Genomic DNA, 21,141 nt, shown 5'->3' on the forward strand with positions numbered 1-21,141 from the left:
ATTATCAGAAGACCCACAGCCGTGGTTCCGCCCCGGTGCTCCCGCTCCCCGGCGGAGCGATTTCATGCGGTCCGACCCGTTCGGCGCGCGAGCCGAGCGGCCCCTGGCTAGCGTGAGACCCGCGGAAACCACCTGTCGAACCGAGGAGAGTGGCAGCCATGGCCGCACGTCCCGAGGGAGTCCCCTGCTGGGTCGACGCGATGTTCGGCGACATCGAGGGGGCCAAGAGTTTCTACGGCGACGTACTGGGCTGGACGTTCGGCGAGGCGTCCTCCGAGTACGGCAACTACACCCAGGCGTACGCGGACGGCAAGGCGGTGGCCGCGGTGGTCCCGCCGATGCCCGGCCAGGAGGGCCAGTCCGCCTGGTGCCTGTACTTCGCCTCCTCCGACGTGCACGCCACCGGTGCCCGGATCCGCGAACACGGCGGCGAACTGCTGATGGAGCCGATGCAGGTCGGCGACTTCGGCTCCATGCTCCTCGCCCGCTCTCCGGAGGGCGTCGTGTTCGGCGTCTGGCAGGCGGGCCTCCACGAGGGCTTCGAGGCGATGGGCGTGCCCGGCGCCTACGCCTGGGCCGAGATCTTCACCCGCGACGTGGAGAAGTCCGACGCCTTCTTCCCGGCGGTCTTCGGCTACCGGGCCCGGCAGATGGAGGCCCCCGACGAACCCGACATGGACTTCAGGGTCTTCGACCTGGGGGAGGAGCCGCTGATCGGCCGGATGAAGATGACCGACGACTTCCCGCCCGAGGTCCCGTCGTACATCAACGTCTACTTCACCGTCGCCGACTGCGACGACGCGGTCGCCAAGGCCACCAAGCTGGGCGGCGTCCTCCGCTTCGGCCCGATGGACACCCCCTTCGGCCGCTTCGCGGCGCTCAGCGACCCGCAGGGCGCCTCGTTCTCGGTGATCGACGTCACCAACACCCAGGGCGAGATGCCGAAGCTGAGCGCCGTGGACTGAGACGACCGCACGGCAGGGGCGGGGGAGCGGGGCCCGTGGACCGGACCGCACCCCCGCGCATGGCATGATCGACGCCATGCCGGAACGTGTTGTGGCCGCCTGTGACGGAGCGTCCAAGGGAAACCCCGGACCAGCGGGCTGGGCCTGGGTGGTGGCCGAGGACGACGAGGTCCCCTCCCGCTGGGAGGCCGGACCGCTGGGCAGGGCCACCAACAACATCGCCGAACTGACGGCGCTGGAGCGGCTGTTGGCCGCCACCGACCCGGATGTCGCGATGGAGATCCGGATGGACTCCCAGTACGCGATGAAGGCGGTCACCACCTGGCTGCCCGGCTGGAAGCGCAACGGCTGGCGGACCGCCGCCGGCAAGCCGGTCGCCAACCAGGAGCTGGTCGTCCGCATCGACGAGCTGCTCGCCGGCCGCACGGTCGAGTTCCGCTACGTCCCCGCCCACCAGGTCGACGGCGACCGCCTCAACGACTTCGCCGACCGGGCGGCGAGCCAGGCGGCCACCGTCCAGGAGCCCGCCGGCAGCGCACTGGGCTCCCCGGAGCCCCCGGCCGCACCGGACACGGCCCCCGCCCGCCGGGCCCCGGCGAAGAAGAGGCCCGGCAAGACCGGCGGCAGGGCCGGGGCATCCTCGTCCTCGTCGCGCACGATCAAGGCGAAGTTCCCCGGCCGCTGCGTGTGCGGCCGCTCCTATGCCGCAGGCGAGTCCATCGCCAAGAACGACCAGGGCTGGGGCCATCCGGAGTGCCGTACGGCGGAGCGGCCCGAAGCCGGCTAGCCGGTCAGCCGACCTTGTCGAACGTGTAGTGCGGGGTGTGGTCGAGCAGCGCGGCCGGGGTCGTGTCGTTCCACGGCTTCATGGTCTCGTCGAGATCCACCACGTTCGGGGTGCCGGCCGTCGGCAGGTACGCCGAGCCCGGGTGGCGGCGCTGCCACTCCGCCCACAGCTTGTCGATGTAGGCGTGGTGCATCCAGAAGACCGGGTCGTTGGGGGAGACCCCGGTCCCCATCTGGCCGCCCACCCAGACGTGCACGCGGTTGTGGAGGTTGACGCCCCGCCAGCCCTCCAGATGGTTGCGGAACCCGTCCGACGCGCTGTTCCAGGGCGCCATGTCGTACGTCGGCATCGCGAGGACGGACTCCACCTCGGCCCGCGTCGGCAGCTGCCGCACCGCGCTCCCGAGGGCGCGGCGCAGAAAGGTGCGCCCGTCGATGCGCACATTGATCGGCCAGTTCCCGGTGGACGCGGCGAACGGCCCGTCCATCACCTGTCCGTCACGGCTGCGGCCGGTGCCGCCGAGGAAGTCCGGCGCCCAGAGCGACGCACGCGGTGTGCGGTCCGTCGTCCAGTCCCAGTAGGGCAGGGCGACCGTCGGGTCCACGGACTGCAGGGCCCGCTCGAACTCCAGCAGGAATCTGCGGTGCCAGGGCAGGAAGGACGGCGAGCGGTGGCCCGTCCGCTCGCCGTTGTCGGTGTCGCCGAGGATGAACGCGTTGTGCGTCGTGACGAAGGCGTCGTAGCGGCCGGAGCGCTTCAGCTCGATCAGCGCGGCGACGAGGCGTCGCTTCTCGTCGGCGGTCAGGGCGGCCTGGTTCTTGCGTATGGTCATGGGTGCGCGGCTCCTCGTGGTGCTGATGGTGCTCGTGGTGGTGCGGATGCGGTCAGTTGAAGGGGACGAGACGGGCGCCCTGGAGTTCGTCGACCGCGGCGCGCGCGGCGGCGCGCGGGGTCGGCACGGGGGAGTAGTGGCTGACGACGCTGATCCAGCTGCCGTCGGCGTTCCGCATCACGTGCAGCTCGACCCCGTCGACGTACACGGCGTAGCCGGCGCCGTGGTGGTGACCGCCGCCCGCGGTCGCCCTGCCCTGTATCCGGCGCCCCCGGTAGACCTCGTCGAAGGCGTCGGGCCCGCCGTGGTGGTCGTGGTCGTAGGCGACCGCGGCCGGGGCGGAGACGCCGGCCGTCACGGCCACCGCGACGGCGGCTCCGGCTCCGAGGACATCACGACGGGTGATTGCAGGCATGGCGGATACCTCCTGGGGGGATTGCGTTGACCCGTCATGCCTATCGACCGAGTGGATCACCGGAGAAATCACGCAAAGTCGGTTGGCTCCGATCCGGACAATTAAGTACATGTCGTACAAGCTTGAACTAAGATGATCTTGTTGCGAGGGGGCCTTGAGTGCGCGCGGAGGGGGATATTCCGCCCGGTGGGGCGCCCGTCGCCGATGATCTTGCGGCGGCGGGGTGATCGTCGTGGCCGGGGTCACGCCCACAAAGTGACGCGAACCCGGATGGTCACCCCACGCTGCTACTCTTCGTGGTCAATTGATCGCTTTGCGCAGCGAAATGGGAGTGTGCGTGAAGATCGCGTGCGTCGGCGGCGGACCCGCAGGCCTGTACTTCTCGATCCTGATGAAGCGTCAGGACCCGTCCCACGACATCACCGTCCATGAACGGAACCCCGCCGGATCCACCTACGGCTGGGGCGTGACCTACTGGTCCGAGCTACTGGACAAGCTCCGCGAAGGAGACCCCGAGACGGCCCGAGCCATCAGCGAGAACTCCGTCAGCTGGACCAGCGGGGTGGCCCACGTCCGCGACCGCACGACGGTCCAGCCCGGCGACCAGGGCTTCGGCATCGGCCGGCACCGACTGCTCGAACTGCTCGCCGAACGCGCCCGGTGCCTAGGGGTGCGCGTGGAGTACGAGCACGAGGTCACCGCCGACGACCTGCCCGACGCCGACCTCGTGGTGGCGGGCGACGGCGTCAACAGCGCGGTGCGCGAGCGGTACGCCGATCGGTTCGGCAGCGACATCGCCCTCGGCCGCAACGCCTACATCTGGCTGGGCACCACCAAGGTCTTCGACTCGTTCACGTTCTCGTTCCAGGAGACCCACCACGGATGGATCTGGGCTTACGGCTACCCGTTCAGCGGTGAGCAGAGCACCTGCGTGATCGAGTGCTCCCCCCAGACGCTCGCCGGCCTCGGTCTGGACGGCATGGGCGAGGCGGACGGCCTGGCCCAGTTGGAGAAGATCTTCGCCGACATCCTCGACGGGCACCCGCTGATCGGCCGGGAGAAGGGCGACGGCGCCGCCCAGTGGCTCACCTTCCGCACCCTGACCAATCGCACCTGGCGCCACGGCGACATCGTCCTGCTCGGCGACGCCGCCCACACCACCCACTACTCCATCGGCGCGGGCACCACCCTCGCCCTGGAGGACGCCATCTGCCTGGCTCGGGAGCTCGGGGCGCGGCCGGACAAGGAGGCCGCGCTCGCCGCGTACGAGCGCCGGCGCAAGGCCGACCTCCTCCGGCTCCAGAGCGCGGCCCGCTACAGCGCCCAGTGGTACGAGAACCTGCCGCGCTACATCCACCTCCCCCCGGAGCAGATGTTCGCCCTGCTCGGCCAGCGGCACTCCCCGCTGCTGCCGTACGTACCGCCGCAGCTCTACTACCGCCTCGACCGCGCCGCCGGCCGACTGGAGGCGTTGCGCCGCCTCAAGCGCTGGCTGGGCCCCAAACTGGCCCGCACCTCCCAGTCCCGCGCGCTCGCGACCCGGGAGGAGACCGCCCGCCAGGGGTCCCACCGGTGACGGGAGCGCGCATGCGGCCATGCCTGGGTCGTGCACGCCTCCTAGTGCACACCCTGCGGCCGGAACTGGACGCTGATGCGTGGCCCCACCGCTCGGGTCGACTTCGGGATCGCGTGGTCCCAGGTGCGCTGGCAGGAGCCGCCCATCACGATCAGGTCGCCGTGGCCCAGCGGGAAGCGCAGGGCCTCCCCGCCGCCGTGCGGCCGCAGGGCCAGATCGCGGGGGTCGCCCACGGACAGGATGGCCACCATCGTGTCCTCGCGGGCGCCCCGCCCGATCCGGTCGCCGTGCCAGGCCACGCTGTCCCGGCCGTCGCGGTAGTAGCACAGCCCCGCCGTGGCGAACGGCTCGCCCAGCTCCTCGGCGTAGTGCGCGGAGAGGATGTCCCGGGCCTCCTCCAGGACGGGGTGCGGCAGCGGGTCGTCGACGCCGTAGAAGGCGAGCAGCCGGGGTACGTCGACGACCTGCTCGTACATCTGCCGCCGCTCGGCCCGCCAGGGCACCTCCTCGGCGAGCCGAGTGAACAGCGCGTCGGCGCCGGTGAGCCATCCCGGCAGCAGATCGACCCACGCCCCCGCGCCCAGCTCGCGCCGGCTCAGCCCGTCGAGGGGGCCGAGGCGGAGGTCGTCGGACTGGTCGAAGAGGGAGCCCTGGAGGTGCATGGCCATACCAGCAGCCTACCTCGGCAATAGAAAACGTGTTCGATCACGGGCGGGCGCCGCCCGAGTGGCCCGGCCCCCTCCCCGCCCGGATGGCCCGGCCCCCTCCCCGCTTCGGTCAGTGCTGCTGGGTCTGCGCCGTCACCTCGCTCGGCCGTACGACCACGAATCCCTCGCCCTCCAGCTTCAGCTGCACGGCCTCCCCGGAGCCACCGCGGATCATCGAGCCGAACGACTGCGACCGGTGCAGCGACGTGTGCAGGTGGGCCGTCCAGCCGACCACCGCGTCCGTGTCGACGAACACCGGGAGCTGCGGCGAGACCGGGATGACGAGCGGGTTGCCGTCGCAGACGAGCCCCAGCTTGCCCTGGCCGGTGAACACACTGTTGAACAGCCCGCCCCCGGTCATGCCGGCGCCCTTCACCGTCTTGATCTCGTACGACAGCGTGGCGTCGAAACACAGCACGTTGCGCCCGTTGACGGTGAAGACATCGCCCGGCTCGATGTCGACGATGAAGCAGTTCTGCGCCTCGTGCGCGAACCAGGCCTCACCCTGACCCCGCACCGCCATCAGCGGCAGGCCCTCCCCGGTGACGGCGCGCTTGAGCATGCCGCCCACGCCCTGACCCTTGCGTTCGAACTGCAGGTTCCCCCGGAAGGCGATCATCGCGCCCTGCCGCGCGAGCATCTCACCGTTGACGGTGTACTTGATGGACTTGGCGTTCTGCACACTCATCCCCGGCGCGTACGCCGGCTGGACCATGTGCTCGTTGGAGAAAAGATCGCTCTTCATACCGGCATGCTGGCCCGGAGCCCCGAATTCCGCCAAGCGACTCGCGGAGCAGGGGGACTGAGGCGCCTGACACCGTTCGGAGCGGAATGGTAAAAGCGGGCATGACCAACAAGAACGTCGGCGTCGACATCCCCGACCGGCGGGGCCGCACCGGACTCGACCGCACGGGCCTCGGCCTCACCGGCAACCCGCGGGTCAAGGTGCGGGACGTGAAGCTGCTGTCCTGCCACTGGTACGTGGAGCGCACCACCACCTTCGACTTCCAGCACGCCGACGGCACCTGGACCACCCAGGAACGCGAGACGCACGACCGGGGCAACGGCGCCACCGTCCTGCTCTACGACACCGCACGTGAAACCGTCCTCCTCACCCGCCAGTTCCGTTACCCCGTGTACGTCAACGGCCACACCGACGGCATGCTCGTGGAGACGCCGGGCGGTCTGCTCGACGAGGAGGACGAGCAGCCCGAGATCGCCGTGCGCCGTGAGGTCGTCGAGGAGACCGGGCACACGATCGGCGACATCCAGCACGTCTTCGACGTGTACATGAGCCCCGGCTCCGTCACCGAGCGGATCAGCTTCTTCGCAGCCCCGTACAGCCCCTCGTCCCGCACCCACGAGGGCGGCGGCCTGCACGAGGAGGGCGAGGACATCGAGCTCGTCGAACTGCCCTTCCGGCGCGCCCTGGAGATGATCCGCAGCGGGGAGATCGCCGACGCCAAGACCATCATGCTGCTGCAATGGGCGGCGCTGGAGGGCCCGTTCAAGAGGTGATCCCCCACGACGCCGTGGCCGTCAGGCGCCCTCCAGCGCCTCGGCCGCCTCGGCGGCGACCGCCTCCGCCACCGCGGTCAGCGCCGGGGAGTCCAGCTTCCACTGCTGCCAGAACAGCGGGGCGTCCATGGCCCGCTCCGGGGCCAGGCCGACCAGCCGTCCCGCCGCGAGCAGCGGCTCCGCCTGGGTGGCGGGCACCATCCCCCAGCCCATCCCGCCGACCACCGCGTCGACGAAACCCTCCGACGTCGGCACGTAGTGTCGTCGCGCCGAGGCCGGGCGACCCCCGGTCAGCCGCCGTACGAAGGCGTCCTGGAACTCGTCCCGCCGGTCGAAGAACACCACCGGCGCGTCGACGATCGCCTCCTCCAGCGGCACCTCCGATCCGACGCCGAACCACCGTCCGGCGAAGGCCGGAGCCGCGACGGGCAGGTACCGCATCCGCCCGAGGGCCCGCACGGAGCAGCCGGCCACGGCGTCCGGCGCCGAGGTGACCGCGGCCATCACCAGCCCCTCGCGCAGCAGCCGGGCCGTGTGCTGCTCGTCCTCGCGCAGCAGCTCGTAGCAGGGCCGCAGCTCCTCCGGCACCCGGGTCAGAGCGGGCAGGAACCAGGTGGCCAGCGAGTCCGCGTTCACCGCGATCGACACCCGGGTCGCCTCCCCGGCGCCCGTCATGCCGAGCGCGGCCTGCGCGTCGTGCTCCAGCCGGGACAGCTGGCGGGCGAACCGCACGATCACCTCGCCCGACTCGGTGGGCCGTACCGGCTTCTCCCGGATCAGCAGGACCCGGCCCACACGCTGCTCCAGGGCCTTGACCCGCTGGCTGACCGCCGACGGCGTCACATGCAGCGCGCCGGCCGCGGCGTCGAACGTGCCCTCGTCCACCACGGCCAGCAGGGTCCGGACGAGATCGAGCGGAAGCTGAGACATCACGAGAGCTAATGATACGTAAGAATCCTTAGCTGTACGAATGGCGCCCGGTTTCCTAGCGTCGACCCTGTGATCAGCGAAATGACCGCCCTCAGCGCCGGATTCGGCACCGGCCTCTCCCTCATCGTCGCCATCGGCGCCCAGAACGCCTTCGTCCTGCGCCAAGGACTGCACCGGGACGCGGTGCTCCCGGTCGTGACGATCTGCGCCCTGTCCGACGCGGTGCTGATCGCGCTCGGCGTCGCCGGGGTCGGCGCCGTGGTCGTCGCCTGGCCGGCCGTTCTGACCGCGGTCGCCCTCGTCGGCGGCGGCTTCCTCATCGTGTACGGCATCCTCGCCGCGCGACGCGCGCTCAAGCCCGCCGGGGAAGCCCTGCGGGCCGGCAGCGGAACGGCCGGCTCGGTGCGCCGGGCCGTCCTCACCTGTCTGGCGCTGACCTGGCTGAACCCCCACGTCTACCTCGACACCGTCTTCCTGGTCGGCTCCATCGCCGCCGACCGCGGCCCCCTGCGCTGGACCTTCGGCATCGGCGCGGCCCTGGCGAGCCTGTGCTGGTTCGCCGCCCTCGGGTTCGGTGCCCGACTCCTCAGCCGCTACCTGTCCCGCCCCGAGGCATGGCGCGCCCTGGACGGCCTGGTCGCCGTCACCATGCTCGTCCTCGGCGGCATGCTGATCGTGGGGGCGTGAGCGGGGGAGCGGCGCTCAGCGGCGGCGGCACCGGTGGGCGGAGCCGCGACGACAGCATGTGAGACGGCCGCGAAACCGGCTGTCCCGGCGGTGGTGATCTCCGCGATAGTGGTCCCGATCAAAAGATGTATCGAGCAACGGGATACGCGTGGACACCACCAAGAGCACCGACGACGACACCACCCCGGAGGGCGACTCCGGGGCCGCGCCCCGCGGCGGCTGGCGCCGCTTCGCGATGGACACCCGCCCGCTGCGCCGCCCCGCCTACCGGCGTCTGTGGTCGTCCACCGTCGTCACGGCGGTCGGCAGCCAGCTGACCGCCGTCGCCGTGCCCAAGCAGATCTACGACATCACCGGCTCCTCGGCCTGGGTCGGCTACGCGAGCCTCGCCGGACTCCTCCCCATGGTGATCTTCGCACTGTGGGGAGGTGCCGTCGCCGACAGCGTGGACCGCCGCACCCTGCTCCTGCTCACCAACACCGGGATCGCCGTCACGTCGGTGCTGTTCTGGGTCCAAGCCGTCGCCGGGCTCGGCTCGGTGTGGGTGCTGATGGTGCTCCTCGCCGTCCAGCAGGCGTTCTTCGGCCTCAACTCACCCGCCCGCAACGCCTCCATCGCCCGTCTCGTCCCCGCCGGTGAACTGGCCGCCGCGGCCGCCCTCGGCTCGACCGTGATGCAACTCGGCCTGGTGGCGGGCCCGTTGCTCGCCGGCGCTCTCATCCCGGTGATGGGCCTGGCCGAGTTGTATCTGATCGACGCCCTCGCCCTGTGCGTCACCCTGTGGGCGGTCTACAGGCTGCCCGCCCTGCCGCCCCTGGACTCCGCCACCACGCGGCGCGCCGGCTGGCGGGAGGTCGCCGCCGGTTTCCGCTACGTCGCCCTGCACAAGGTGCTGCTGCTGTCGTTCCTCGCCGACATCATCGCGATGGTCCTCGGTATGCCCCGCGCCCTGTTCCCGCAACTCGCCGACACCACGTACGCCCCCTACGGCGAAGGGCTGGCCCTCGGCCTGCTGTTCGCCGCCATCCCGATCGGGGCCGTCCTCGGCGGGCTGACGTCCGGCACCTTCTCCCGTTCGTCCCGGCACGGACTGATGGTGATCCTCGCCGTCCTGGCCTGGGGCGCGGCCATCACCGGCTTCGGGCTGAGCACCAGCCTGTGGGTCGCCGTGGCCTTCCTCGTCGCCGCCGGTGTCGCGGACATGGTGTCCATGGTGTTCCGCGGCGCCATCCTGCTGTCCGCCGCCACCGACGAGATGCGCGGCCGCATGCAGGGCGTCTTCACCGTGGTCGTGGCCGGCGGCCCCCGCCTCGCCGACGTCCTGCACGGCACCGCCGGTTCGGCCTTCGGCGCCCGTACGGCCGTGGCGGGCGGCGGCCTGCTGGTCGTCGCCGCCGTACTGCTCCTCGCGACGGTCACCCCGGCCCTGCGGCGCCACCGGATATCGGGGGAGGAACGCCTTTGATCCTGCGTACGCTGCCCATCAGGCGCACACCCCACAGGCAGGAGTACTGACGATGGAGTACGTGAAGCTCGGTTCGACGGGTCTGGACGTGTCCCGGATCTGCGTGGGATGCATGAGTTTCGGGCTCCCCGAGCGAGGCACGCACGAGTGGACGCTGGACGAGGAGGCGTCCCGCCCGCTGATCCGTCGGGCGCTGGACGCCGGGCTCAACTTCTTCGACACGGCGAACGTCTACTCCGACGGCACCAGCGAGGAGATCGTCGGCAGCGCCCTCGCCGAGTTCGCGCGGCGCGACGAGATCGTGATCGCCACCAAGGTCAACGGCGCCATGCACCAGGGCCCCAACGCCTGGGGCCTGTCCCGCAAGGCGATCATGACGGAGATCGACAACAGCCTGCGCCGCCTCGGCACCGACTACGTGGACCTGTACCAGATCCACCGCTTCGACCCGAACACCCCGGTCGAGGAGACGATGGAGGCCCTGCACGACGTGGTGAAGGCGGGCAAGGCCCGCTACATCGGGGCGAGTTCGATGTACGCGTGGCAGTTCTCGAAGATGCAGTACACGGCCCGGACGAACGGCTGGACACGGTTCGTGTCCATGCAGAACCACTACAACCTCCTCTACCGCGAGGAGGAGCGGGAGATGCTGCCACTGTGCGAGGACCAGGACGTGGCCACGCTGCCCTGGAGCCCGCTCGCCCGCGGCCGTCTCACCCGCGACTGGGGCACCGTCACCGAACGTACCGAGGCCGACGACTTCGGCCGCACCCTCTACCAGGAGGGCGACCGTGAGATCGTCGACGCGGTCACCCGGATCGCCGGCGAGCGCGGCGTCCCCCGCGCCCGGATCGCCCTCGCCTGGCTGCTGGGCCGGCCCACCGTCACCGCCCCCATCGTCGGCGCCACCAAGCCCCACCATCTCGACGACGCGGTGGCCGCCCTCGACATCACCCTCACCGAGAAGGAGATCGAGGAGTTGGAGGGGCCCTACACGCCCCGCGCGATCAGCGGGCACTGAGCCCCACCCGCGGGCGTCCGCACGCGAACCGATCGACGGTCGGTGCGCGGACGCCCCCCGCAGGGTGGGTCAGGGCCGGGTGTACTCCTGGCGCACGGTCGTGGCGAGCCGGGTCAGCGCCTCCTCGGCCCCCTCCCGGTCGGTCTTGTCCAGCAGGGCGAGGGCGTCCGCCGCGGCCAGCCGCACCCGCTGCGGCACCTCGTCCAGGGCGGCCATCCGGTAGGCGATGGTGCGCCGGGCCTCACGCTCCTCGGCGGTGACCCCGAACGGCCCGGTACGGGGGAAGACCGCGGCCTCGTACGCGGTCACATGGATGAGTACCCCGTGCGCGATCCCCTCGGCGTACCCCCGCTGCCCCGCCTGACGCTGCGCCATGGCGAAGTGCGCCATCGCCCGCCGCCGCACGATGAGCGCCCCCACCATGCCCACGAGACCCGCGCACACCGCCGCGCCCAGGGCGACGAGGCCACCGCCGAGCAGCGCGCCGATGAGGGCGCCGCCCGCCATGAGCAGACAGGTCAGCCCGGTGGTCAGCATCAGCAGGGCGCGAGCGGGAGTGAGCGAGGCCATGGAGCGCAGTCTCTCAGCTCCACGACCGGCGCCCCAAGCCGATGCCGCCGAGCACTGACGGCGGTTCACACCGGAGCACACCCGCCGGGGCGGGTCGCGTCGGCTGACGGAGGTTCACCCCGTTCGGTCGGCCGACCCCGTCCCCGGTCGCCGGCCCTCGGCGCAGCCCGTGGCGACGGCCTGCGAGGGCCCGCCCCGGTGGTCAACTACCCGCCGTCAGGCGAAGATCGAGTGTCGGCATAGGGTGTCGTCCGTGACAGCCCGCGAGTCCGACGAGGCGGTCGCCGACCAGAGTGAGGCCGAGGGGGAGACCGCCGACCCATGAACCAGATCCTGTACGCCGGGGCCATAGGCCTGTTCCTGACGCTCATCGGCACACCCCTGCTGATCAAGCTGCTGGCCCGCAAGGGATACGGCCAGTACATCCGCGACGACGGCCCCCGCGAGCACGCCAGCAAGCGCGGCACCCCGACCATGGGCGGCATCGCCTTCATCCTGGCCACCCTGGTCGCGTACGCCCTGACCAAGATCCTCACCGGTGAGAGCCCCACCTACCCCGGTGTCCTGGTGCTGTTCCTGATGGCGGGCATGGGCGTCGTCGGCTTCCTCGACGACTACATCAAGATCGTCAAGCGGCGTTCGCTGGGGCTGCGGGCCGGGGCGAAGATGGCCGGCCAGCTGATCGTCGGCATCGTCTTCGCCGTGCTGGCCATCCGGTTCGCGGACGAGCGGGGCCAGACGCCCGCCTCGCTCAAGCTGTCCTTCGTCACGGACTTCGGCTGGACCATCGGGCCGGTCCTGTTCGTCGTCTGGGCACTGTTCATGATCCTCGCCATGTCGAACGGCGTGAACCTCACCGACGGACTGGACGGACTGGCCACCGGCGCGTCCGTCATGGTCTTCGGCGGCTACACCTTCATCGGTCTGTGGCAGTTCCAGAACTCCTGCGCCAACGCCATGGAACTCACCGACCCCGCCTCCTGCATAGAAGTCCGCGATCCGCTCGACCTGGCCGTCGTGGCCGCCGCGCTGATGGGCGCCTGCTTCGGGTTCCTGTGGTGGAACACCTCACCCGCCAAGATCTTCATGGGCGACACCGGGTCGCTCGCCCTCGGCGGCGCGCTCGCGGGCCTCGCCATCTGCTCCCGCACCGAGCTGCTGCTCGTGGTGCTCGGCGGACTCTTCGTCCTGATCACCCTGTCCGTGATCATCCAGGTCGGTTCGTTCAAGCTGACCGGCCGGCGGGTCTTCCGGATGGCCCCGCTGCAACACCACTTCGAACTCAAGGGCTGGTCCGAGGTCCTGGTCGTCGTCCGCTTCTGGACCATCCAGGGCATCTGCGTGATCGTCGGCCTCGGCCTCTTCTACACGGGCTGGGCGGCCGGCTGATCGCCCGCTGATCGGCCGGGGTGCGGCGAAGTCCCGTCGGCCGCCCGGCCGTTACGCTGCCCGCCCGATCCGGTGGACCACGCTGCGGCGCAGCGGACCTTCCGGCATGCTCGGGTCGTCGAAGTCGTCGGCCGGGTCATGGGTCATGCCGATGCGGCGCATCACCGCCCGCGAACGGAGGTTGGTGGCCACCGTCACCGCGAGGATCTCGTCGAGGTCGAGACGCCGGAAGCCGAAGTCCACGGCGGCACGGGCCGCCTCCGTGGCATAGCCGTGCCCCCAGGCCGTGCGCGCCAGGCGCCAGCCCGCCTCCACACCGGTGAACGGCATGTCGTCCTCCACCGGATCCAGCCCGGTGAACCCGATGAACTCCCCGGTGGCCCGCACCTCCACGGCCCACCATCCCCAGCCCCGCCGATCGAGATCGGCCTGGAACCGGGCGACGGACGCGTCGCTCTGCTCGGTCGTGAGCAGCGCCGGAAAGTACGCGCGCACCTCGGGATCGGCGTTCATGGCCGCCCAGGGGGCGCGGTCGGACTCCCGCCACGCGCGCAACAGGAGTCGCTCGGTTCGCAGTTCGGACATGGGGGCAAGCTAATGTGATCTCGGGTCGTGCCGCGAGCGATTATCGGCGGGGCTCAGTCGAGGCAGAACTCGTTGCCCTCGATGTCCCGCATGACGATGCACGACTCGTAGACCCCGTCGGCCCGCAACAGGCGCTCACGGACCGCGCCGAGCGCGACCAGCCGCGTGCACTCGGCCTCGAGGGCGGCCAGGCGTTCGTCGCCCACGAGCCCGGTGCCGACCCGCACGTCCAGATGCACCCGGTTCTTGACGACCTTGCCCTCGGGTACGCGCTGGAAGTACAGGCGGGGGCCCACACCTGTGGGGTCGCCACACGCGAACCCCTGGCCCTGTCGCTCGGGCGGCAGCGAGCGGTCGTACGCGTCCCATGTCGCGAATCCCTCCGGCGGCGGCGGTACGACGTACCCCAGCACCTCGCACCAGAAGCGGGCGAGGCGTTCGGGATCGGCGCAGTCGAAGGTGACTTGGAACTTCTTGATCGAGGACATCGGCGCACCATAACGCCTGCCGGGCGGAGGCGCGAAGGGAATTCGGCGGGGATGCGACCGGAGGGGGCGCCCGTCGGCGCCGCACCCCCCGCTGCCCGTGTCGGCCTCCGCCTACCTGGGGCGGTAGGCCCGCGGGAACGTCCGCACCCCCTCCACCACCAGCGGCCGGACGCGGTCGTCCTGAGCCGCGTTCGCGGAACCGAGTCGGTCCAGCGCGACACCGAAGGTCAGCGCGATGAACTGGTCGGCCGCGAGGCGCGGATCGGGGACGTCGAGCAGCCCGGCCGCACCGAAGGCGGCGAACCGCTCGGCGAGCGCCTCGTCGGGAGAACCGCCGTTCGACCTGTTCCGGGACCCGCGGGCCCGGTACGGGCACGGGCGTGAGGTGAACGCCGGGCAGGCGCGCGGACAGACACCGGCCGATCCGCAGGACCCCGCTACACCGCCCCGCTCGCCCCCAACCGCACCGCCCGCAGATGGTCCGACAGTGGGCCGAGCCCCACGTCGTGGCGGCGTTCGTCGACCGTCTCGGGGTGGCGGATCGGGTACGGGAACAGCGTGCCGGGATCGATACGGGTGCCGTAGAACTGCGGCTGGCTCAGCTCGACCGCGCAGTGGTCGGCGATATAGGCGTGGTGCACGGCGGGGCAGCGGCCGTCCGCGACGGCCTCTGCGATCAGATCACGGCAGGTGAGCTGGAAGCCCAGGTCGGGGGAGTGCAGCAGGATCATCAGGGCGGCCGTCGACGCCGGCTCGCCGACGAGGGCGGCGGTGGGCCAGCCATGGCGGGCGACGATCGCGTGGAGGGCGTCCGCGTTACCGGCCCGGCACTCGGTGATGCGGGCGCGGGCCCGGACGGTCGGGGCGGACCGGGCCTCGTGCGCCAGTCGCCGCTCGTCCTCGGCCCTGCGGACCAACTCGGCGGCCAGGACCTGCTGCGGGGGGACGGCGATGAGAGGGGTGCCTTTCCTTGCCGGTGCGTCTCTCACGTCGGCTCCCGTACGGCGAGCGAGAACCACACCCGCTTGCCCACGTCGGCCGCGTCCGGCGGATCGGTGCCCCAGTCGTCGGCCAGCGCGGCGACGATGGCCAGCCCGCGCCCCGACTCGGCGGTGCCGTCCACCGCTCTGGGCCGGGGCTGTGCGGGCGAGGGGTCGGCGAGCGTCACCCGTAACGCGCGATCGGAGCATTCGAGGGTGACGGCGATGGTGTCGGCGGGCCCGGCGCTCGCGTGCCGGACCGCGTTCGCGAACAGTTCGTCCGTGGCGAGCACGGCGTCGTCGGCGATGGAGGACAGGTCCCAGCGTGCGAGATGCGCGGCCACCGTACGGCGTACCCCGGCGGCGCACGACGGGCGCGCGGGCACCGCGAGACGGACGAGCCGGGACCTCTTGAGCGAGATCAAGGCAGCATCACCGCGTCCGCCCCTGCGGGCGCCCTGCCGGACGGCACGTCATGGACGCTCCAGCCGGGGTCGCGTGCCGGTGCGGCAGGGGTCCGTCGGCGCGGTGCGCGGACACGGACGGCCGTCATCGGGTCCTCCTCGATGCTCGGGGCGGTCGCTGGCGGACCGCCGGTGCTGTTGTCGAAGACAACAGCACCGGACACACGAAACACCAGGTGGTGGAGGGGTTGTGCAGTTGCGGGCGGGTAGTGACGCGGGCTGTATATCTTCGCCACCATGGGGAACGTCGACGAGGGGCCGCGCCACGCGGAGCGGTCCGTCCGTGCCGGGTGGCCCGGCATGCGGGGCAGGCGGATCGTGGTCACCGGCGGCAGCCGCGGCCTGGGGGAGGGCATCGTACGGCTGTTGCTCGCCGAGGGCGCCCGGGTGGCGACCTGCGCGCGGGGGAAGGCGGGCCTGGCGGCGCTGGACGCGTCCCTGCCGGGTCAGGAGCGGGCCCGTCTGCTCACGGAGGACCTGGACGTGACCGAGCCGGGCAGGCTGGAGGACTTCGTCACCACCTCGGCGAAACGTTTCGGCGCCCTGGATGGCCTCGTGGCCTGCGCCGGCGGCTCGCGCGGCGGTGGTTTCGAGCAGGCGGACGCCGCCGACTGGGCGGCGACCTGGGACCTGAACGTCGGGCACACGGTACGCCTCGTACGCGCCGCGCTGCCGTATCTGCGGGCCGCGGGCGGTGGCTCGGTCGTGCTGATCAGCTCGATCTCCGGCTGGAAGCCGGGACGGTCCGCGCAGTACGGGGCGGCCAAGAGCGCCCAGATCCATCTGGCCGCCTCCCTCGCCCGCGAACTGGGCCCCGACGGCATCCGTGTCAACGCGGTGTCACCGGGTTCCATGCAGATCCCCGGCCGCCGCTGGGACCGTCTGCGCAGGGAGGACCCGGGGGCGTACGACCGGTTCGTGGACGCGGAGTTGCCGGGCGGCAGGCTCGTCACCCCGCACGAGGTGGCACGTACGGTGGTCTTCCTGCTGTCGGACTGGGCGAGCGGTGTCTCGGGCGCCCACCTGCCCGTGGACCGGGCCCAGAACGCGCCCTCACCGGACGGCTACTGAGGACCGGTTCGCCTCCGCTCAACCCATGAGGTGACGTCACTTCCCCGTTCCGTCAGGACTGCCCCCAGAGCCGTCGGGTTCACCCCGACGGCACGCGCCCTGGTCGCCCGTGTCCCTGCGCGCGGATCGCCGCCCTCGTCCTGGAGAACGTCGACGACCCAGGCCGCTGGCCGCGTGCCGGCAGCCTCCGACACCGACCGGGCGTCCGCGGCCACTCAGGCCCCCGGCCGCGTGCCAGCAGTCCCTGACACCGGGCCTCGGCCACCCTCAGGCCGCCGCCCCCAGCACCACCCGCGACCGGCGTTCGAACTCCTGTACCACCGGCTCGTGTCGGCGGGACGCGAGTCGTCCGCGGAAGTCGCGCAGGGCCTGGATCGAGCGCTCGCTGTGCACCCCGCTGAGCGCCTCCAGCGCGTCGGTGGCGGTGGCGACGGCCTCGTCGAGGCGGTTCTGCTGGAGGTGGGCCGTGGCCAGGACGGACCGGCTGATGGCCTGGCGCCGCCGCCGGTCCGCGTGTGCGCGCACCGACTCGCTCGCCGTGTGCTCGGCCTGCGCGGCCAGCCCCAGGTCGCGGAAGCAGAGGGCCGACTCGGCCTGCAGGTAGTGGTGGTCGAGGAACCGCACCCACGGCGACTCCTGGGCGGCGCCCCGGCTCGCGTCCAGCTGCTTCTCCGCCGCGCGGAGCGCCTCGGCGGTCTCGCGCGGCCGCCCGAGCGCCGCATGCCCCCGCGCGGACATGGCGTGCAGCCGCATCAGCCCGAGCGGGCTGCCCGCGTCCTTCGCCGTGGCGACACCGGCCCGCGCCAGCGCGACCCCCTCGTCCGGGCGGCCCAGACTCGTCGCCAGGTGCGCCAGCCCGGCGAGGATCTGCCCGCCGAGCACATGGTCGCGGCCCTCCGCGCACAACCGGAGCCCCTGCGTCATGTACCGCTGCGCCAGGCCGTACTCCCCGGCGTCGTACGAGCTCCAGCCCGCCATGGCGGCCAGCCGCGCCGCGGCGGCGAACAGTTCACGGCGCTGGTTCGCCGGTGTGCCGCGCTGCTGCAGCACCGGGATGACCTCGGTGGTGAGGTACTGCACGATGCTCGTACGGACCCCGCCGCCCCCGTACTGGTTGTCCATCTCGTCGAACATGCGGATCATCGCGTGGACCTGCTCCACCGGACCCGCACCGGACACGGACGCGAGCCGGGGCGTGTCACGGCTCTCCACCAGCCACAGCAGCCAGGCCCGCTGAGGGTTCGTCAGCGCGCCCGGCACGAACGGCACCGACCCCAGCAGGCTCCGCCGTGAGATGTCGGTCGACCCCAGTTCGACCAGGGTGTGCAGGGTCTCCGCCACGTTCTCCCCGTACATCAGCGCCCGTCCCGTCACCGGCCGCCCCCGGTCGAGCGGGAAGCCGAGATCCGCCGGAGTCAGGGCACGACCCAGTCGTTCGCCGAGGACGGCGGCGATCAACTCCGGTGTGTTGCCGCGTGGTTGCTGGCCCTGTAACCAGCGGGTCACCGAGGCCTTGTCGTAGTTGGTCTCCGACCCCTGGCAGCGGCCCAGCTCATTGACCCGGAGGGCGAGGGAGGCGTACGAACAGCCGGCCTCCTTCAGGGCGGCCGCGAGCGGCTTGTTGGGTCCGCCGGGGGTCTTCGCCGGGGTCCTTGCTAATCCGTTGGTCACGGCGGCCATCCAGGAATCGCATCGTGTCGGCGCGCGGCTGTGAACCCGTACCCACCCTTGCGCCAACTCCGGGGCGGGCCGGAGGAGTTCGAGGGACACTGCCCGCTCCGTGCGGCAGGTCGCTCGATCACTATGGTGGCCGAACAACTCAGCCCGCAACCGGCGTTCTGATAATTTCAGAATGAACTCCGAGGACCTGTCCTTGTCAATGGATCGCGTGGCACACTGCACGCTGTGAATCCCGCCCCGGAGGTTGCACGTGAGTGAGACCCGCGCCGGAGGGAGCGCCCCGGCGGCGCCCACGGTCCTGCGCATGGTTCTCGGAAAGAGGCTCCGTCAGTTACGGGAGCAGGCCGGTGTCTCCTTCGACGAGGCGGCCCGCGCCATCGAGGTCACCGCGCTGACGGTCCGCCGCATGGAGAAGGCCGAGGTCGGCCTCCGCATCCCCTACGTGAAGGAGTTGCTGCGCACCTACGGGGTCTCCGACACCGAGATCGAGGACTTCCTCTCCCTCGCCCGGGAAGCCAACCAACCCGGCTGGTGGCACAAGTTCCGCGACGTGCTGCCCGACTGGTTCAGCGCGTACGTGAGCCTGGAGAGCGAGGCCCAGGTCATCCGCCTCTACGAACCCCAGTACGTACCCGGCCTGTTGCAGACGCACGACTACGCCGCCGCGCTCCTGCGCGTCGGCTTCCCCAACGCGAGCCCCGAGGACGTCGACCGCCGGGTCGCGTTACGGCTCAGACGCCAGGACCTGCTGGTCAAACCCGAGGCCCCCGCGATCTGGGCCATCCTCGACGAGACCGTGCTGCGTCGCCCGGTCGGTGGGTCCGAGGTGATGCGGGCCCAGATCGACCGGCTCGTCGAGGCCACGGAGCGACCCAAGATCAGAATCCAGATCATGCGCTTCGCCGCCGGACCGCACCCCGGCGCGTACGGCCCCTTCCACTACTTCCGCTTCGGCTTCTCCGAACTCCCCGACATCGTCTACACCGAGGGCCTCGCCGGCGCCCAGTACGTCGACCAGCCCGCGGAGGTCGTGACCTACCTGGAGGTCCTGGACCGGATGTCCGTGCAGGCGGAACCGGTGGCTCGGACCAGGGACATCCTGGCGGCACTACGCAAGGAGTTGTGACACATGGCAAGCACACCCGACCGCCCCGTCCACAGCGGCATGCCCGCCCCCGAACTCGGCGCCGAGGGCTGGCACAAGCCCTGGAGCGGCACCAACGGCGGATCCTGCGTCGAGGCCAAGCGGCTGCCCGACGGCAGCGTCGCCTTCCGCCAGTCCAAGGACCCCGACGGCCCCGCCCTCGTGTACTCGCGCGACGAGATCGTCGCGTTCCTCGAAGGCGCCAAGGCCGGACAGGCCGACTTCCTGATCGCCTGACCGCCGGAACCCCGCGCTCCCGGACCACTACGCCCGCACAACCGGACAACGCCCGCACGCACTCCCCCGGCGCCCGGTCCCCGCGCACACTGGGGAACCCCGCTCACGCGGGGCGGGCACACCACCGCAGGCGCACCACCCGAAGGGAGCGGCATGCGCACGCCGCCTCGTGTCCCCGGTCGAGCCATGCCGACCGTCCGACACGCCGGCCGCCCCGGCCGGGCCGCTCCCGAGGGGCGGGGATGACCCCTCCCCCCACCCTCACCCGCTACCGGACCCTGATCGTCGAGGGCCACGAAGGACCCGGCCGGGGCCTCCTCGTCGCCGCGCTGGCCCGGCTGGGCTTCCAGATCCGGCACATGCCGCCCGGTCTCCACCACCTCGACCCCGCGCTGCCCTACCGCGAACTCCTCGCCGGACCCGGCCGCCTGGCCGTGGACAGCCGACTGATCGCCGAGCTGGTCCACGGACCGCTGCGGCGCGGCCGGTCCCGGGTCACCTGGATCCAGGCCCTCGACTTCGCCGAGGCCGTGGCCGAACGCGACGGCGCCATGCTCCACCTGACCACGACCGGCCGCACCCCGTGCGAGCGCGGCCGCCGGCCCGGCGACGAGCAGGCCACCGAGGCGGCGGAGGCCGCCGCCTACGTGCGCGCGTTCGACACCCTCGCCCAGCACGTGCCGGTCGTGACCGTCCACGTCGGCGAGGCGAGCCGCCCCACGCGGGCCCCGGAGCCCCATAGACCCCAACTCTGGGGCGACGCAGAGCAGTTGACGATAGGTTAGCGACGACCACGCGATGTGAGGCAGGAGAGTCCCATGCCAGACGGCCACCCCACTCCCGACCAGGAAGCACTGTCGAAGATCGACACCACGGTGCCGCACTCGGCCCGTATCTGGAACTACTGGATGGGCGGCAAGGACAACTACGACGTCGACCGGATCGCCGGTGACGCCTACCGGGAGATCGCCCCCAACATCGAGACGATGGCCCGGGCCTCCCGCGTCTACCTCATCCGCACGGTCACCTTCGTGGCCCGCGAACGCGGCATCCGCCAGTTCCTGGACATCGGCACCGGCCTGCCCACCTACGACAACACCCACCAGGTCGCCCAGAAGGTCGCCCCCGAGTCCCGCATCGTCTACGTCGACAACGACCCCCTGGTCCTGCGCCACGCACAGGCCCTGCTCACCAGCACCCCCGAAGGCGTCACCGACTACGTCGACGCCGACCTGCACGACCCCGACGCCATCCTCGAACACGCCGGGAAGATCCTCGACTTCGACAAGCCCGTCGCCCTCATGCTCATGGGCATCCTCGGCCACATCCAGGACTACGAGGAGGCCAAGGACATCGTCCGCCGCCTCCAGGCGGCACTGCCCTCCGGCAGCTACTTCGTGCACTACGACAGCACCGACACCGACGCCGAACTCAAGCGCGCCCAGGAGGGCTACGACGACACCGGCGCCGTCCCCTACGTGCTGCGCAGCCCCCGCCAGCTGACCGCCTACTACGAGGGCCTCGAACTGCTGGAACCCGGCATCGTCTCCTGCCCGCTGTGGCGCCCGGAGCCGGGCACCACCCCGGAGCCGACCGACGTGTACGGGGGAGTGGCGTACAAGCCGTGACC

24 protein-coding genes and 1 pseudogene are annotated in these 21,141 nt (G+C 71.5%); 13 read left to right on the top strand and 12 right to left on the bottom strand.

What is annotated here, in order from left to right; all coding sequences use genetic code 11:
• Nucleotides 1-158 precede the first annotated feature (158 nt).
• Both ACZ4Z3_RS26590 and ACZ4Z3_RS26595 read left to right on the top strand, forming a co-directional pair.
• Nucleotides 159-965, top strand: coding sequence for a VOC family protein (locus ACZ4Z3_RS26590; protein ID WP_468503359.1), 807 nt, complete (start codon nucleotides 159-161; stop codon nucleotides 963-965).
• A 64-nt stretch (nucleotides 966-1,029) separates the two neighbouring features.
• Nucleotides 1,030-1,752 carry a ribonuclease H family protein gene (locus ACZ4Z3_RS26595; RefSeq protein ID WP_468503360.1) on the top strand — a complete coding sequence of 241 codons (723 nt, stop codon included), beginning with the start codon at nucleotides 1,030-1,032 and terminating at the stop codon, nucleotides 1,750-1,752.
• Nucleotides 1,753-1,756: 4 nt separating this feature from the next.
• On the opposite strand, the gene melC2 is transcribed toward ACZ4Z3_RS26595, so the two are convergent.
• Both melC2 and melC1 read right to left on the bottom strand, forming a co-directional pair.
• The gene (melC2, locus tag ACZ4Z3_RS26600; RefSeq protein WP_468503361.1) at nucleotides 1,757-2,584 is read right to left on the bottom strand and encodes a tyrosinase MelC2; all 828 of its coding nucleotides are present in this window, start codon (nucleotides 2,582-2,584) and stop codon (nucleotides 1,757-1,759) included.
• A gap of 52 nt (nucleotides 2,585-2,636) precedes the next feature.
• A complete protein-coding gene (gene melC1 / locus ACZ4Z3_RS26605) occupies nucleotides 2,637-2,999 on the bottom strand; it encodes an apotyrosinase chaperone MelC1 (RefSeq protein ID WP_468503362.1) in 363 nt (120 codons plus the stop codon).
• Between the two features lie 337 nt (nucleotides 3,000-3,336).
• Here melC1 and ACZ4Z3_RS26610 point away from each other — a divergent pair, with 337 nt between their 5' ends.
• The gene (locus ACZ4Z3_RS26610; protein WP_468503363.1) at nucleotides 3,337-4,575 is read left to right on the top strand and encodes an FAD-dependent monooxygenase; all 1,239 of its coding nucleotides are present in this window, start codon (nucleotides 3,337-3,339) and stop codon (nucleotides 4,573-4,575) included.
• A 41-nt stretch (nucleotides 4,576-4,616) separates the two neighbouring features.
• On the opposite strand, the gene ACZ4Z3_RS26615 is transcribed toward ACZ4Z3_RS26610, so the two are convergent.
• Together ACZ4Z3_RS26615 and ACZ4Z3_RS26620 are read right to left on the bottom strand one after the other, a co-directional pair.
• Complete coding sequence (locus ACZ4Z3_RS26615; RefSeq protein ID WP_468503364.1) at nucleotides 4,617-5,243, bottom strand: alpha-ketoglutarate-dependent dioxygenase AlkB; 627 nt, start codon at nucleotides 5,241-5,243, stop codon at nucleotides 4,617-4,619.
• Between the two features lie 109 nt (nucleotides 5,244-5,352).
• Entirely contained in the window at nucleotides 5,353-6,027 is a 675-nt protein-coding gene (locus ACZ4Z3_RS26620) for an AIM24 family protein (protein WP_468503365.1), read from the bottom strand.
• 101 nt (nucleotides 6,028-6,128) lie between these two features.
• Between ACZ4Z3_RS26620 and ACZ4Z3_RS26625 the strand changes: the two genes are divergently transcribed.
• Nucleotides 6,129-6,800, top strand: coding sequence for an NUDIX domain-containing protein (locus ACZ4Z3_RS26625; protein ID WP_468503366.1), 672 nt, complete (start codon nucleotides 6,129-6,131; stop codon nucleotides 6,798-6,800).
• A gap of 21 nt (nucleotides 6,801-6,821) precedes the next feature.
• Here the strand turns inward: ACZ4Z3_RS26625 and ACZ4Z3_RS26630 are convergent, their stop codons facing one another.
• Nucleotides 6,822-7,733 (bottom strand): LysR family transcriptional regulator ArgP, encoded by a 912-nt coding sequence (locus tag ACZ4Z3_RS26630; RefSeq protein WP_468503367.1) that lies wholly within the window; start codon nucleotides 7,731-7,733, stop codon nucleotides 6,822-6,824.
• A 78-nt stretch (nucleotides 7,734-7,811) separates the two neighbouring features.
• Between ACZ4Z3_RS26630 and ACZ4Z3_RS26635 the strand changes: the two genes are divergently transcribed.
• The 3 genes from ACZ4Z3_RS26635 (at nucleotide 7,812) to ACZ4Z3_RS26645 (ending at nucleotide 10,903) form a co-directional block, all read left to right on the top strand.
• On the top strand, nucleotides 7,812-8,417 hold the full coding sequence (locus ACZ4Z3_RS26635) for a LysE/ArgO family amino acid transporter (protein WP_468503368.1): 606 nt from the start codon (nucleotides 7,812-7,814) through the stop codon (nucleotides 8,415-8,417).
• 148 nt (nucleotides 8,418-8,565) lie between these two features.
• Nucleotides 8,566-9,882, top strand: a complete 1,317-nt coding sequence (locus ACZ4Z3_RS26640; protein ID WP_468503369.1) for an MFS transporter — start codon at nucleotides 8,566-8,568, stop codon at nucleotides 9,880-9,882.
• 52 nt (nucleotides 9,883-9,934) lie between these two features.
• Entirely contained in the window at nucleotides 9,935-10,903 is a 969-nt protein-coding gene (locus ACZ4Z3_RS26645) for an aldo/keto reductase (protein WP_468503370.1), read from the top strand.
• 69 nt (nucleotides 10,904-10,972) lie between these two features.
• Here ACZ4Z3_RS26645 and ACZ4Z3_RS26650 read toward each other — a convergent pair whose 3' ends face one another.
• Nucleotides 10,973-11,473 carry a hypothetical protein gene (locus ACZ4Z3_RS26650; RefSeq protein WP_468503371.1) on the bottom strand — a complete coding sequence of 167 codons (501 nt, stop codon included), beginning with the start codon at nucleotides 11,471-11,473 and terminating at the stop codon, nucleotides 10,973-10,975.
• A 321-nt stretch (nucleotides 11,474-11,794) separates the two neighbouring features.
• Here ACZ4Z3_RS26650 and mraY point away from each other — a divergent pair, with 321 nt between their 5' ends.
• On the top strand, nucleotides 11,795-12,862 hold the full coding sequence (mraY, locus tag ACZ4Z3_RS26655; RefSeq protein WP_468503372.1) for a phospho-N-acetylmuramoyl-pentapeptide-transferase: 1,068 nt from the start codon (nucleotides 11,795-11,797) through the stop codon (nucleotides 12,860-12,862).
• A gap of 51 nt (nucleotides 12,863-12,913) precedes the next feature.
• Here the strand turns inward: mraY and ACZ4Z3_RS26660 are convergent, their stop codons facing one another.
• The 5 genes and pseudogenes from ACZ4Z3_RS26660 to ACZ4Z3_RS26680 all read right to left on the bottom strand — a co-directional run bounded on the left by ACZ4Z3_RS26660 (nucleotide 12,914) and on the right by ACZ4Z3_RS26680 (nucleotide 15,340).
• A complete protein-coding gene (locus ACZ4Z3_RS26660; RefSeq protein WP_468503373.1) occupies nucleotides 12,914-13,447 on the bottom strand; it encodes a GNAT family N-acetyltransferase in 534 nt (177 codons plus the stop codon).
• 53 nt (nucleotides 13,448-13,500) lie between these two features.
• Nucleotides 13,501-13,935, bottom strand: a complete 435-nt coding sequence (locus ACZ4Z3_RS26665) for a VOC family protein (RefSeq protein WP_468503374.1) — start codon at nucleotides 13,933-13,935, stop codon at nucleotides 13,501-13,503.
• A gap of 111 nt (nucleotides 13,936-14,046) precedes the next feature.
• Nucleotides 14,047-14,265 (bottom strand): annotated as a pseudogene (locus tag ACZ4Z3_RS26670) (TetR/AcrR family transcriptional regulator C-terminal domain-containing protein); the annotation flags it as partial.
• A gap of 107 nt (nucleotides 14,266-14,372) precedes the next feature.
• The gene (locus ACZ4Z3_RS26675; protein ID WP_468503375.1) at nucleotides 14,373-14,924 is read right to left on the bottom strand and encodes a DUF6624 domain-containing protein; all 552 of its coding nucleotides are present in this window, start codon (nucleotides 14,922-14,924) and stop codon (nucleotides 14,373-14,375) included.
• A complete protein-coding gene (locus tag ACZ4Z3_RS26680) occupies nucleotides 14,921-15,340 on the bottom strand; it encodes an ATP-binding protein (RefSeq protein WP_468503376.1) in 420 nt (139 codons plus the stop codon). The genes ACZ4Z3_RS26675 and ACZ4Z3_RS26680 overlap by 4 nt, the downstream gene beginning before the upstream one ends.
• A 276-nt stretch (nucleotides 15,341-15,616) precedes the next feature.
• On the opposite strand from ACZ4Z3_RS26680, the gene ACZ4Z3_RS26685 reads away from it, so the two are divergent.
• Nucleotides 15,617-16,450, top strand: coding sequence for an SDR family NAD(P)-dependent oxidoreductase (locus ACZ4Z3_RS26685; protein WP_468503377.1), 834 nt, complete (start codon nucleotides 15,617-15,619; stop codon nucleotides 16,448-16,450).
• 267 nt (nucleotides 16,451-16,717) lie between these two features.
• On the opposite strand, the gene ACZ4Z3_RS26690 is transcribed toward ACZ4Z3_RS26685, so the two are convergent.
• The gene (locus ACZ4Z3_RS26690; RefSeq protein ID WP_468503378.1) at nucleotides 16,718-18,130 is read right to left on the bottom strand and encodes a hypothetical protein; all 1,413 of its coding nucleotides are present in this window, start codon (nucleotides 18,128-18,130) and stop codon (nucleotides 16,718-16,720) included.
• 304 nt (nucleotides 18,131-18,434) lie between these two features.
• Between ACZ4Z3_RS26690 and ACZ4Z3_RS26695 the strand changes: the two genes are divergently transcribed.
• From ACZ4Z3_RS26695 to ACZ4Z3_RS26710, 4 genes are all read left to right on the top strand, one after another.
• On the top strand, nucleotides 18,435-19,256 hold the full coding sequence (locus ACZ4Z3_RS26695) for a helix-turn-helix domain-containing protein (protein ID WP_055711938.1): 822 nt from the start codon (nucleotides 18,435-18,437) through the stop codon (nucleotides 19,254-19,256).
• A 3-nt stretch (nucleotides 19,257-19,259) separates the two neighbouring features.
• Complete coding sequence (locus ACZ4Z3_RS26700; RefSeq protein ID WP_099970094.1) at nucleotides 19,260-19,511, top strand: DUF397 domain-containing protein; 252 nt, start codon at nucleotides 19,260-19,262, stop codon at nucleotides 19,509-19,511.
• Between the two features lie 242 nt (nucleotides 19,512-19,753).
• Nucleotides 19,754-20,296, top strand: a complete 543-nt coding sequence (locus tag ACZ4Z3_RS26705; RefSeq protein WP_468503379.1) for a hypothetical protein — start codon at nucleotides 19,754-19,756, stop codon at nucleotides 20,294-20,296.
• 33 nt (nucleotides 20,297-20,329) lie between these two features.
• Nucleotides 20,330-21,139: an SAM-dependent methyltransferase gene (locus tag ACZ4Z3_RS26710; RefSeq protein ID WP_468503380.1), complete on the top strand. Its 810-nt coding sequence runs from the start codon at nucleotides 20,330-20,332 to the stop codon at nucleotides 21,137-21,139.
• Nucleotides 21,140-21,141 lie beyond the last annotated feature (2 nt).

The organism is Streptomyces sp. NPDC030296 (assembly GCF_055572815.1).

Bases quoted from the DNA above. Each gene is read 5' to 3' on its own strand.
- ACZ4Z3_RS26705 (WP_468503379.1), top strand. From the start codon at position 19,754: ATGACCCCTCCCCCCACCCTCACCCGCTACCGGACCCTGATCGTCGAG.
- ACZ4Z3_RS26615 (WP_468503364.1), bottom strand. From the start codon at position 5,243: ATGGCCATGCACCTCCAGGGCTCCCTCTTCGACCAGTCCGACGACCTC.
- ACZ4Z3_RS26710 (WP_468503380.1), top strand. From the start codon at position 20,330: ATGCCAGACGGCCACCCCACTCCCGACCAGGAAGCACTGTCGAAGATC.
- ACZ4Z3_RS26635 (WP_468503368.1), top strand. From the start codon at position 7,812: ATGACCGCCCTCAGCGCCGGATTCGGCACCGGCCTCTCCCTCATCGTC.
- melC1 (WP_468503362.1), bottom strand. From the start codon at position 2,999: ATGCCTGCAATCACCCGTCGTGATGTCCTCGGAGCCGGAGCCGCCGTC.
- ACZ4Z3_RS26660 (WP_468503373.1), bottom strand. From the start codon at position 13,447: ATGTCCGAACTGCGAACCGAGCGACTCCTGTTGCGCGCGTGGCGGGAG.
- ACZ4Z3_RS26625 (WP_468503366.1), top strand. From the start codon at position 6,129: ATGACCAACAAGAACGTCGGCGTCGACATCCCCGACCGGCGGGGCCGC.
- melC2 (WP_468503361.1), bottom strand. From the start codon at position 2,584: ATGACCATACGCAAGAACCAGGCCGCCCTGACCGCCGACGAGAAGCGA.
- ACZ4Z3_RS26700 (WP_099970094.1), top strand. From the start codon at position 19,260: ATGGCAAGCACACCCGACCGCCCCGTCCACAGCGGCATGCCCGCCCCC.
- ACZ4Z3_RS26690 (WP_468503378.1), bottom strand. From the start codon at position 18,130: ATGGCCGCCGTGACCAACGGATTAGCAAGGACCCCGGCGAAGACCCCC.
- ACZ4Z3_RS26665 (WP_468503374.1), bottom strand. From the start codon at position 13,935: ATGTCCTCGATCAAGAAGTTCCAAGTCACCTTCGACTGCGCCGATCCC.
- ACZ4Z3_RS26685 (WP_468503377.1), top strand. From the start codon at position 15,617: ATGGGGAACGTCGACGAGGGGCCGCGCCACGCGGAGCGGTCCGTCCGT.
- mraY (WP_468503372.1), top strand. From the start codon at position 11,795: ATGAACCAGATCCTGTACGCCGGGGCCATAGGCCTGTTCCTGACGCTC.
- ACZ4Z3_RS26620 (WP_468503365.1), bottom strand. From the start codon at position 6,027: ATGAAGAGCGATCTTTTCTCCAACGAGCACATGGTCCAGCCGGCGTAC.
- ACZ4Z3_RS26645 (WP_468503370.1), top strand. From the start codon at position 9,935: ATGGAGTACGTGAAGCTCGGTTCGACGGGTCTGGACGTGTCCCGGATC.
- ACZ4Z3_RS26650 (WP_468503371.1), bottom strand. From the start codon at position 11,473: ATGGCCTCGCTCACTCCCGCTCGCGCCCTGCTGATGCTGACCACCGGG.
- ACZ4Z3_RS26695 (WP_055711938.1), top strand. From the start codon at position 18,435: ATGGTTCTCGGAAAGAGGCTCCGTCAGTTACGGGAGCAGGCCGGTGTC.
- ACZ4Z3_RS26590 (WP_468503359.1), top strand. From the start codon at position 159: ATGGCCGCACGTCCCGAGGGAGTCCCCTGCTGGGTCGACGCGATGTTC.
- ACZ4Z3_RS26595 (WP_468503360.1), top strand. From the start codon at position 1,030: ATGATCGACGCCATGCCGGAACGTGTTGTGGCCGCCTGTGACGGAGCG.